The sequence below is a fragment of the Tepidiphilus thermophilus genome (genome assembly GCF_001418245.1).
Taxonomy (GTDB): domain Bacteria; phylum Pseudomonadota; class Gammaproteobacteria; order Burkholderiales; family Rhodocyclaceae; genus Tepidiphilus; species Tepidiphilus succinatimandens.
Genome location: NZ_LIPU01000027.1, coordinates 1 through 9,096 on the forward strand (window position 1 = coordinate 1; position 9,096 = coordinate 9,096).

At 55.0% G+C, this 9,096-nt stretch carries 10 protein-coding genes and 3 pseudogenes; 11 read left to right on the forward strand and 2 right to left on the reverse strand.

Annotated elements, in window-relative coordinates; all coding sequences use genetic code 11:
• From ASC37_RS11790 to ASC37_RS11040, 10 genes and pseudogenes are all read left to right on the forward strand, one after another.
• Positions 1-353 (forward strand): annotated as a pseudogene (locus tag ASC37_RS11790) (integrase core domain-containing protein); the annotation flags it as partial.
• Positions 327-1,241 (forward strand): O-antigen polymerase, encoded by a 915-nt coding sequence (locus ASC37_RS11585; RefSeq protein WP_232424766.1) that lies wholly within the window; start codon positions 327-329, stop codon positions 1,239-1,241. The pseudogene ASC37_RS11790 and the gene ASC37_RS11585, both read left to right, overlap by 27 nt.
• On the forward strand, positions 1,231-2,154 hold the full coding sequence (locus tag ASC37_RS11385) for a glycosyltransferase family 2 protein (RefSeq protein ID WP_072248008.1): 924 nt from the start codon (positions 1,231-1,233) through the stop codon (positions 2,152-2,154). The genes ASC37_RS11585 and ASC37_RS11385 overlap by 11 nt, the downstream gene beginning before the upstream one ends.
• Positions 2,151-2,300 (forward strand): annotated as a pseudogene (locus ASC37_RS11965) (glycosyltransferase family 2 protein); the annotation flags it as partial. The gene ASC37_RS11385 and the pseudogene ASC37_RS11965, both read left to right, overlap by 4 nt.
• 524 nt (positions 2,301-2,824) lie before the next feature.
• Positions 2,825-3,919, forward strand: coding sequence for a glycosyltransferase (locus ASC37_RS11395; RefSeq protein WP_072248009.1), 1,095 nt, complete (start codon positions 2,825-2,827; stop codon positions 3,917-3,919).
• A gap of 40 nt (positions 3,920-3,959) precedes the next feature.
• A complete protein-coding gene (locus tag ASC37_RS11020; RefSeq protein ID WP_072248010.1) occupies positions 3,960-5,087 on the forward strand; it encodes a glycosyltransferase family 4 protein in 1,128 nt (375 codons plus the stop codon).
• Between the two features lie 6 nt (positions 5,088-5,093).
• On the forward strand, positions 5,094-6,179 hold the full coding sequence (locus ASC37_RS11025; protein ID WP_055424414.1) for an MraY family glycosyltransferase: 1,086 nt from the start codon (positions 5,094-5,096) through the stop codon (positions 6,177-6,179).
• A gap of 115 nt (positions 6,180-6,294) precedes the next feature.
• Positions 6,295-6,900 (forward strand): annotated as a pseudogene (locus ASC37_RS11795) (Rpn family recombination-promoting nuclease/putative transposase); the annotation flags it as partial.
• Positions 6,901-7,008: 108 nt separating this feature from the next.
• Complete coding sequence (locus tag ASC37_RS11800; RefSeq protein WP_232424767.1) at positions 7,009-7,239, forward strand: DUF4351 domain-containing protein; 231 nt, start codon at positions 7,009-7,011, stop codon at positions 7,237-7,239.
• Between the two features lie 648 nt (positions 7,240-7,887).
• The gene (locus ASC37_RS11040; protein ID WP_055424417.1) at positions 7,888-8,124 is read left to right on the forward strand and encodes a type II toxin-antitoxin system Phd/YefM family antitoxin; all 237 of its coding nucleotides are present in this window, start codon (positions 7,888-7,890) and stop codon (positions 8,122-8,124) included.
• 157 nt (positions 8,125-8,281) lie between these two features.
• Here ASC37_RS11040 and ASC37_RS11045 read toward each other — a convergent pair whose 3' ends face one another.
• Positions 8,282-8,602, reverse strand: coding sequence for a helix-turn-helix domain-containing transcriptional regulator (locus tag ASC37_RS11045; RefSeq protein ID WP_055424418.1), 321 nt, complete (start codon positions 8,600-8,602; stop codon positions 8,282-8,284).
• A gap of 3 nt (positions 8,603-8,605) precedes the next feature.
• Positions 8,606-8,737 carry a type II toxin-antitoxin system RelE/ParE family toxin gene (locus ASC37_RS11845; RefSeq protein ID WP_267885684.1) on the reverse strand — a complete coding sequence of 44 codons (132 nt, stop codon included), beginning with the start codon at positions 8,735-8,737 and terminating at the stop codon, positions 8,606-8,608.
• A 123-nt stretch (positions 8,738-8,860) separates the two neighbouring features.
• Between ASC37_RS11845 and ASC37_RS11050 the strand changes: the two genes are divergently transcribed.
• Positions 8,861-9,096 (forward strand): helix-turn-helix domain-containing protein (locus ASC37_RS11050; protein WP_141654680.1); only part of this gene is annotated, 236 nt, incomplete at its 3' end.

Below are 9,096 nucleotides of genomic sequence, written 5' to 3' on the forward strand. Positions count from 1 at the left end.
AGTTCACCGACCGCTTCATCACCCGCGGCGAGCGTACTCCTACGGGAACGCATGCCTTCGATGAACTGTGCCAGGCGCTCGACATCGAGCATCGGCTGACCAAACCTCGCCGTCCGCAGACGAACGGCATGGTCGAGCGCTTCAATGGGCGCATCAGCGAGGTACTCGCCACCCATCGCTTCGACAGCCGCGAAGCGCTGGAGGCAACGATTCATCGCTACGTCTGGCTGTACAATCACCACATTCCCCAGAAAGCCCTGGGGCATGTCCCGCCCATCGAGGCCATGAAAAGATGGTACAAAGAAAAACCGGAACTTTTCATAAAAGTGCCACGTAATCGTCCGGGACCTGACAACTACTTTTACCTCCTTCTTGGGCTAGTAGTATGGATATGGTACAGAATTTGGGTTGTTGGAAGCAGCGGGCCAGAACATTTTTTTCTGAACCTGCGTCTTTCCTCGAATGGGCTTGAAGGTTTTGAGCCGCTCGGTACGGTCGGGCGTTTCTATCCACTCATCTTCGCACTCTTTACCTTTGAGCACATTTATACGCACAAGCGTAACCGCCATTTGCGCATAATCTGTTGGATATGGATGATGTCATATGCGATTGCAACCATGGGGAAGTTTGCTGTGCTGACGCCAATTCTTGCTTGGAGCATCATAAAAGGGCTTCAAGGAAGGATTCGTATGGGTAGGATAGCCGCAATCGTCTGTGGAACATTCGTGCTTATGCTTGTCGTGCACTTCATACGTAAGGGAGAACAAGACGAAGCAGGTTTTCTGGATGTATTGGCAACGTACGTTTATTCACCCATAGTCGCTCTCGGTTATGTAAAGCCTGTCGTGTCAGAATATACCGCACCATATGTCTTTAGATTTTTCTATGCGATGGGAAATTTCTTTGGGTTGAGTCCAGCCCCTATTGATGTGATTTCAGATTATGTTTATATTCCATTTCCTACAAATGTTTATACTGTAATGCAGCCTTTTTTACATGATTTCTCGCTGATTGGGGTCGCAGTGGGAGCATTATTCTATGCATTTTTGTTTTGTATTCTTTTTTGGCTTGCCGTCATGAATAAAGGCTATTATTTGGGATTGTATGCAATGATTTCAATCTGTCTGGTTGGACAGTTTTTCGCAGAAACGTTACTGATGATGTTATCACAGCACATTCAAGAAGCCATAATGCTTGCCTTTATATTTATCGTGTCACGGAGAAGGTTTGATGTCGGTTGATATTCTCATGGCTACATATAACGGCGAACGATACCTGCGAAATCAGATACTTTCCCTGCAGCAACAAACTTATGATGAATGGATTTTATGGATTAGAGATGATGGCTCTACCGATAATACATTGAACATAATATATGAGTTTGCTAGAAATGATCATCGAATCCGCGTGGTTGAAAATGAAGAGAAAATAAATCTCGGTCCAGGAAAGGGATTTTTGTTATTAACTAAAAACGTAACGGCTCCTTATGCGATTTTCTGCGATCAGGACGACATCTGGTTGGAACGAAAGCTTGAGAATCTGCTTCATTATGCGGAACAGCACTTCGATCCTGATACGCCGTCACTGGTTTATTGCGATGCATATGGATACTCGGATAAAGATGGTGTAATTACGGTGCAGAGTGTCTCCCGCCATCACGCAAAAACACTCAATGAATTTTTGTTCTTTAATGGTGGGTATCAAGGTTGTTCGATGCTTTTCAATAAAAAACTTTGTTCCTTGGCTGCTAATTACAAAGCTGACATCATTTTCATGCACGATGACATTGTTTCTCTGCTGGCGCATTCTTTTGGCAAGGTTTACTTTCTTCAAAAACCATTGATGCTTTACAGGCAGCACGAAAACAACGTGACGGGTAATATTGATTATAAATTACTTTCTTTTATACGAAGGACGCTTGATTTTTCTCGACCTGTACTCACTTTAAAGCACTACGAAGAGAAGCGCGCATTCTTTGAGGCATATCAAAATGACCTTGAAGATGAGTCAAAAAGATTGTTTTCTGAGTACCTAAGATTTCCCCATTGCAATAAGATTCAAAGATTGCTTCTTTTATTTAGAAATCGGTTTAGCTATGGAGGAAAATTTTTCCTCTTGATCATGAAAACAATAATCAGGAAGCCAATAGGATGATCACTGTCCTTACCCCAACGTATAACAGATATCATACTCTACCTCGTCTGTGTGAAAGCCTCAAGTCACAGACTTCAAAAGACTTCGAATGGATTCTGGTAGATGATGGCAGTACGGACGAAACAAAGGATTGGTTTAAAAATATCGACAGTGATGACGCACTTGTCAAGGATGCGATTGAAGTAGTAATTAATGATATTCATGCTTACGATAATAAAGATTTATCTTGATTATGCTATCGAAGAGCATATTTTAATCATGATCTTGTCGGCAAGATTATCGTTGAAGACAAACCATTATTCATGCATCCATCTGAGGCGGGGAGATTCTTTGGTGGAGACTTGGCATACGTATTTCGCACAAAATCCCTTCGCGCTCATCCGTTTCCTGTAATTGATGGGGAAAAATTCGTTCCTGAGCTCTATGTCTGGAACAGTATTGGCGATGAAGGGGAAATTATTTTTTTTCCGAATAAAGCAATTTACTTGTGTGAATATTTATCCGATGGATATACTGCTAACTTTAAGTACAACTTGAGAAAAAACCCACGAGGGTTTGGTCTTTTTTATAGATCTCAGATATTTAGAGAGGATTCGTTAATAAGAAAATCCAAGTGTGCGATACGTGCCATTCAATGTTTGTTTTATGCAATATTTCGAAGAGCATCTCAATGAAAGTGCTTTTTTTAATTACAGGACTCGGCATTGGCGGTGCGGAGCGTCAGGTCGTTGATATTGCAGATGCCCTTTCACGGCAAGGGCATGAAGTTGCGATCTGTTATCTTACGGGACCCGCGCTGACGATTCCAAATTCGAAAGCAATTGATATAATTGGTCTTCAAATTAAAAAATCTGTCAGTGGGTTCATCAAAGCATACTTCGACGTCCGTCGAATCATCCGATCTTTTTCTCCTGATGTCGTTCATAGTCACATGTTTCACGCTAACATCCTGGCACGTCTTGTTCGGCTGAGCATCCGTATTCCAAGGCTTATTTGCACTGCGCACAATACGAACGAAGGCGGAAAACTACGCATGTTTGCATACAGAGCAACTGCTCGCCTGTCCGATGTTACGACAAACGTTAGTGCAGAAGCTGTGCTGGCTTTCGAAGCTAAAGGCGCCGTTGCTCCCGGCTCGATGCTGGCGGTATCAAACGGAATTGACACGGAGCGTTTTCGATCATCGGTTGCTGCCCGTCGGGCGTTGAGATCAAAAAATGGGGTCGATGAAAATACGAAAATCATCGTTTCCATAGGTCGATTGGTTAAACAAAAGGATTACTTTAATTTGCTTAGAGCATACTCTTTTGTTCTGAAAAATGATATTTGCACGCAGCTTTGGATTATTGGAGACGGAGATCTTAAATCCGCTCTTGTCCGTGAATCGGCTAAAATTGGAATTTCTGATCACGTCCATTTCTTTGGTATCCAACGCAATGTCGAAGACTGGCTCAATGCTGCAGATATTTTTGTCCTTTCTTCCGAATGGGAAGGTTTTGGTTTGGTGGTGGCAGAAGCGATGGCTTGCGAGAAGGTGGTCGTCGCAACTAATGCGGGAGGGGTCAGTGAAGTATTGGGAGATACTGGATTTATCGTGCCAATACGAGACTCTATCGCGCTGGCAGAGGCATTGAAAAAGGCATTGGAACTCGACCCTGATGAGGCCAGATCGCTTGGGAAGCGAGCGCGCGAAAGAGTCGTTGAGTTCTACTCGCTCGATAGGGCAGTAATGCGTTGGTTGGAGATCTACAAGAATAGAATTTGAGCACTTTTAATCTTATCACTATATTTGAAGGGATGGGTTGATGTCCAGGATCGCCCTAATCGGCAACCAGGCGTTTTCTTTGCTCAATTTCCGCGGGGCGCTGATCGAGGATCTGGTGGCGGCGGGGGCGGAGGTGTTCGCCTTTGCGCCGGACTACGACGCGGCGGCGCGGGAGCGGGTGCGGGCGCTGGGGGCGGAGCCGGTGGATTTTTCGATCACCCGGGCGTTCGGCAATCCAATGCGGGAGGTGGCGGACATCGTGCGTCTGGCGCGAACGCTGAGGCGCTTGGGCGTGGATGTGTGTTTCAGCTTCATCGTCAAAGTCACGATCTACGCAACGCTTGCGGCGCGCTTGGCAGGCGTACCCAGGCGGGTGGCGATGCTCGAAGGCTTGGGGTTTTCTTTCATCGAAGAAGAGGGGCAAGCTTCACGGCGCAAGCGGCTGATCCGCCAGGCAGTGGTGACGCTTGGCCGTTTTTCCTTGCCGATGGCCAAGCCGTTGATCGTGCTCAACCCGGACGATGAGGAAATGGCGATCCGCCTGCGCTGGGCCAAACCCGAGAACGTGGTGTGCCTTGGCGGAATCGGCGTCGACCTCGACCAATGGCGCCCGGCTCCGCCGGTGACGGAGCCAGTGACGTTTCTGCTCGCGGCGCGTCTGCTGCGGGAGAAGGGGATCGTGGAGTACGTGGAGGCGGCGCGGCGGGTGAAGGCGCGTCATCCGCAGGTGCGCTTCGTGCTCTTGGGTGGGCTGGACGACAACCCTGGAGCACTCACGGAAGGCGAGGTGCGGCGGTGGGTGCAGGAAGGGGCGATCGAATGGCCGGGGCACGTGCCGGTGCAGCCGTGGCTCGCGCAGGCGAGCGTCTATGTTTTGCCTTCTTATCGCGAAGGGGTGCCGCGCAGCACGCAGGAGGCGATGGCGATGGGCCGGCCGGTGATCACCACCGACGCGCCCGGTTGCCGCGAGACGGTGGTCGATGGGGTGAATGGCTTTCTCGTGCCGGTGCGCGACGCGGAGGCGCTTGCGCAGCGCATGCTGTGGTTCGTGGCGCATCCGGAGGCAATCGGGCCGATGGGGGCGCAGAGCCGGCGCCTGGCCGAGGAGCGCTTCGATGTGCGCGAAATCAACCGGCGGCTGATGGCGCTGCTCGGGGTGGGGGGTTAGGCGGCGATGATCGTTCTCTTGATGGCGTTTCTGGTGAGTTTCTTGGCGACGCTGGGGGTGATCCGGTGGCACCGCTTTCATGGGCATCTTTCCGTCGACGATGATTTTTCCGGCGTGCAGAAGTTTCACCGCCATTCGGTCTCGCGGGTGGGCGGAGTCGGCGTGGCGCTGGGCCTGGTAGCCGCGGCGCTGGTGCTGTGGCTCGACGGTCGCGGCATCGCGCGCGAGTTCGCCCTGCTGCTCGCGGCCGGTGTTCCGGCGTTCGCCGGGGGTCTTGCCGAGGACATGACCAAGCGCGTGGGCGTGGGAGCGCGGCTTGCGCTTACGATGGGCGCGGCGGCGCTGGGGTTTTGGCTTTTGGGGGCGGCGCTCACGCGGGTGGACGTGCCGCTCGTCGACGACCTGCTCCGCTACGGCCCGGTGGCGCTGGCGGTGACGGTGGTGGCGGTGGGGGGCGTGGCCAACGCGATCAACATCATCGACGGATTCAACGGCCTGGCGGGCATGGTGGGGGTGATGATCCTCTCGGCGCTGGGGTACGTGGCCTACGTGCTGGGGGACCACCTGCTGTGGAACGTGTGCATCGCCAGCGTGGGGGCGCTGCTGGGCTTTTTCCTGTGGAACTACCCGCGGGGGCTCATTTTCCTCGGCGACGGCGGGGCGTATCTGGTGGGGTTTCTGATCGGCGAGGTGTCGGTGCTGCTGGTGGGGCGGCACCCGGAGGTGTCGGCGTGGTTTCCCATGCTCCTGGTGGTGTATCCGGTGTTCGAGACGGTGTTTTCCATCTACCGGCGCAAGGTAGTGCGGGATACTTCGCCCGGATTGCCGGACGCGTTGCATCTGCACACGCTGGTATTCCGCCGCATCGTGCGCTGGGCCGGCGGGCGCGAGGCGGAGGCGCTGGTGCGGCGCAATTCGGCCACTTCCCCTTATCTGTGGCTGCTGTGCTCGGCTTCGGTGATCCCGGCGGTGCTCTTCTGGCGGCACACCTACGTGCTGATGGGCTTCACGCTGGGTTTCGCGGTGCTCTACGTGTGGCTGTACCGGCGCATCGTGCGCTTTCGCACGCCGGGGGTGCTGCGGCGGGGGTGAGCTCGCCGCTTCCTCCAACGCCTACCGCCAGGCGCTTCTCGGCCTTCCGGGAACTTGATGCGATTGCCTTGGATCGGATGGGTTCGATCCGGCAGGCCGGGTTACAATGACCCTCATGAACGCCCGCCACGACGCCAGCTACAAGCACCTCTTCTCCTCGCCCAAGGTGGTGCGCCACCTCGTCGAGGGGTTCATCCCCGACGAGGAGATCAAGCGCCTGGACTTCTCCACGCTCGAGCGCATGAACGCAAGCTACGTGAGCGAAGACCTGCGCGAGCGCGCCGACGACGTCGTCTGGCGGGTGAGAACCGAGGAAGACTAGCTCTACCTCTACTTCCTCATCGAATTCCAGAGCGGCGTCGACCGCTGGATGGCAGTGCGGCTCATGACCTACGTGGGGCTGCTCTACCAGGACCTCATCAAGGGCGGGCAGATCACGGGCCGGCACCTGCCGCCGGTGCTGCCCATCGTCTTCTACACGGGAGATACGCCCTGGAGCGCCGCCACCGACATCGCCGAGCTGCTGCCCAAGGACCCGCCGGGGCTCATTGCCCGCTACCTGCCGCGGATGGCGTATCTGCTCATCGACGAGAACGCCTACAGTGACGAAGCGCTTGCCGGCTTGAAGAACGTGGTCGCCGCCACCATCCGGCTTGAGCGCCAGCAGAGCCCGCGGGATCTGGCCCGGTTCATCGAGGCGCTGCACCGCTGGTTTGCCGACGATGCGGAACTCGAACGCATCCTGAGCGTCTGGATTCGCGAGTATCTGCTGCGCGACCTGCGTCCGGAACTGAACGTACCCGAAGCCCACGACCTGGGGGAGATCACCATGCAACTGGCCGAACGATTCAAGCAGTGGGAACGAGAGGTCAAGACCGAAGGTCGGCTCGAAGGTCGGCTCGAAGGTGAAGCCCTCGTATTGCAGCGCCAGCTCACCCGCCGCTTCGGATCCTTGCCCGAATGGGCGCAGCAGCGCCTGCGCTCGGCGTCGAGCGAGGAGCTCGAGACCTGGGCCGACCGCGTGCTCGACGCGACGCGTCTCGAGGAGGTGTTCGGTTGATTCCGGAGCCTGCGGCTCCTATCGACTGCGCGTACTTCCTCGTCCCTGCGACTTCTTCCCCGAGCGACTTCCGCCTCTGACCAGACGGCACGGTCCTCCCGCTTCCGCCTGCCGTGCGGAGGGCGTGCCCGTTGTCCCAGAATCCTGGCCGTCCATCGCCCATTGATTTTAATGTGTCACAGATTCCGCCTTTGCCTGCCGCAACACGGACATCGGGGAAGGGTGCGGGCGATGAGCTCTCGGCGAACAGAATCCGTAGCGTGGCGTTCGAGTCGGCGACATACCGCTGGCTGCGCTGGTGCGACCGCAGGCGGGGAAAGCTGGGAAAAACCATCATGGCAGATGGGATGAACAATATCCTTACGGAATAAACCCGCAACGTCAGGCGGTAGGATTGCCGCAACTTCAGGCAGTCAGAGCATCTCACCGTCAGGCAGTCAGGAATTGTCTTCTTCAGGCAGGCATGATCTGTCGACTTCAGGCTGCCCCTGCTCATCATATGAATGATAAGGCGAGGGGAGAAGGCAGGGCGATTCTGTCGCCATGCCGAATCCATGAGCCGTAGGTGTCAGGTCCCGGACGATTGCATTGATCCGCCGCCTTGACGGCACGCATGACAAGTGTTGAATACTACTTGTGAGGAGCCAGATGAAAACCATTTCAGCCGCTGACGCCAAACGCCACTTTTCCAAGGTGCTGCGCGATGTCGCGACCGGTGAAGTCGTTACGGTGCTCTCGAGAGGCAAGCCTGTCGCCACCATTGCTCCTGCACGCTCTGGTGGCAGCGAGCGGGAAGTCGCCAGGCGCGCTTTGCTCGAGCGGCTGCGTCAGCAAACGGCCAGTGGCGCCCGAAACTGGACACGCAACGAGTTGTACGAGGACTGATCGGTGTTGACATCGCTATCGACACCAACGTCCTGGCCTACGCCGAAGGGGTTGGCGATGCCCTACGGTGCAGCATGGCCGTGCAATTGGTTGAACAATGGCTTCACCTCGGCGTCGAGGCGATCGAGGCCGACTTGCGCGCTTGCCGAGAACCCGGCTACACCGTCACCACGCGGGTGCGGACTTCCTCCTTCAGCGCGCGCTTGATGGCCGCAAAGATCGCCGAGATGTTGCTCATCGTCGGATTGCCCGAGGCCGACAGCATCCGGTGCAGGCTCTTGGCCGGCTTGTGAATTTCTTCTGCCAATGACTCGAAGCCGACCGTGGCGTTGACCAGGTCGCGCAGGATCAGCTTGGCAGTGTCAGGCTCGCCGTCGATGAACAGGGTGATCGCCTCATCGAGCAATGCCTGGGCAAACGCCGGATCGCTCTGTACACGGGCAGCCACGGTTTCTTTGAAATCACGGGTCAGAGCCATGCTTCACGCTCCTTTTGTCGTTCGTGCCTTGCGGCGCTTGTAGTCTTCCCACAGGGCGAGCGCTTCGTCGATGTCTTTCTGCTGGCGCTTCTTGCTGCCGTCAGGTAGAAGCAGTTCTTTGATCTGGTAGCTCATCGACTCAATGGTAACCCATAAGTGTCAGGTCCCGGACGATTGCATTGATCCGCGACGTCGTGCATTATTCATAGGTCGCGAGACGATGCGTGAGCTGATCGAGGAACTACGGAGGCAAAAGTCATGATGGTTCGACTGCACAAGAACGCCACCACGACCCCTGCGACCCGGCGCTACATCCAAAGCTCGAACCTGCCGGTGAGGCGTCTTGCCCGGGAACTCGGGGTGTCGGAGGACACCATCCGACGCTGGAAGAAACGCACCGACGTCGAAGATCGTCCGCACACGGCGCACCGTCTGCAGACGAACCTGACCCCGTTTCAGGAGGCGGTCGTGGTGGAGCTGCGCAGGACCTTGAT

What these genes read in the sequence shown, in the direction of transcription:
- ASC37_RS11385 (WP_072248008.1), top strand. Translation starts at nt 1,231, where the DNA reads ATGTCGGTTGATATTCTCATGGCTACATATAACGGCGAACGATACCTG.
- ASC37_RS11395 (WP_072248009.1), top strand. Translation starts at nt 2,825, where the DNA reads ATGAAAGTGCTTTTTTTAATTACAGGACTCGGCATTGGCGGTGCGGAG.
- ASC37_RS11020 (WP_072248010.1), top strand. Translation starts at nt 3,960, where the DNA reads ATGTCCAGGATCGCCCTAATCGGCAACCAGGCGTTTTCTTTGCTCAAT.
- ASC37_RS11025 (WP_055424414.1), top strand. Translation starts at nt 5,094, where the DNA reads ATGATCGTTCTCTTGATGGCGTTTCTGGTGAGTTTCTTGGCGACGCTG.
- ASC37_RS11800 (WP_232424767.1), top strand. Translation starts at nt 7,009, where the DNA reads ATGCAACTGGCCGAACGATTCAAGCAGTGGGAACGAGAGGTCAAGACC.
- ASC37_RS11040 (WP_055424417.1), top strand. Translation starts at nt 7,888, where the DNA reads ATGAAAACCATTTCAGCCGCTGACGCCAAACGCCACTTTTCCAAGGTG.
- ASC37_RS11045 (WP_055424418.1), bottom strand. Translation starts at nt 8,602, where the DNA reads ATGGCTCTGACCCGTGATTTCAAAGAAACCGTGGCTGCCCGTGTACAG.
- ASC37_RS11845 (WP_267885684.1), bottom strand. Translation starts at nt 8,737, where the DNA reads ATGAGCTACCAGATCAAAGAACTGCTTCTACCTGACGGCAGCAAGAAG.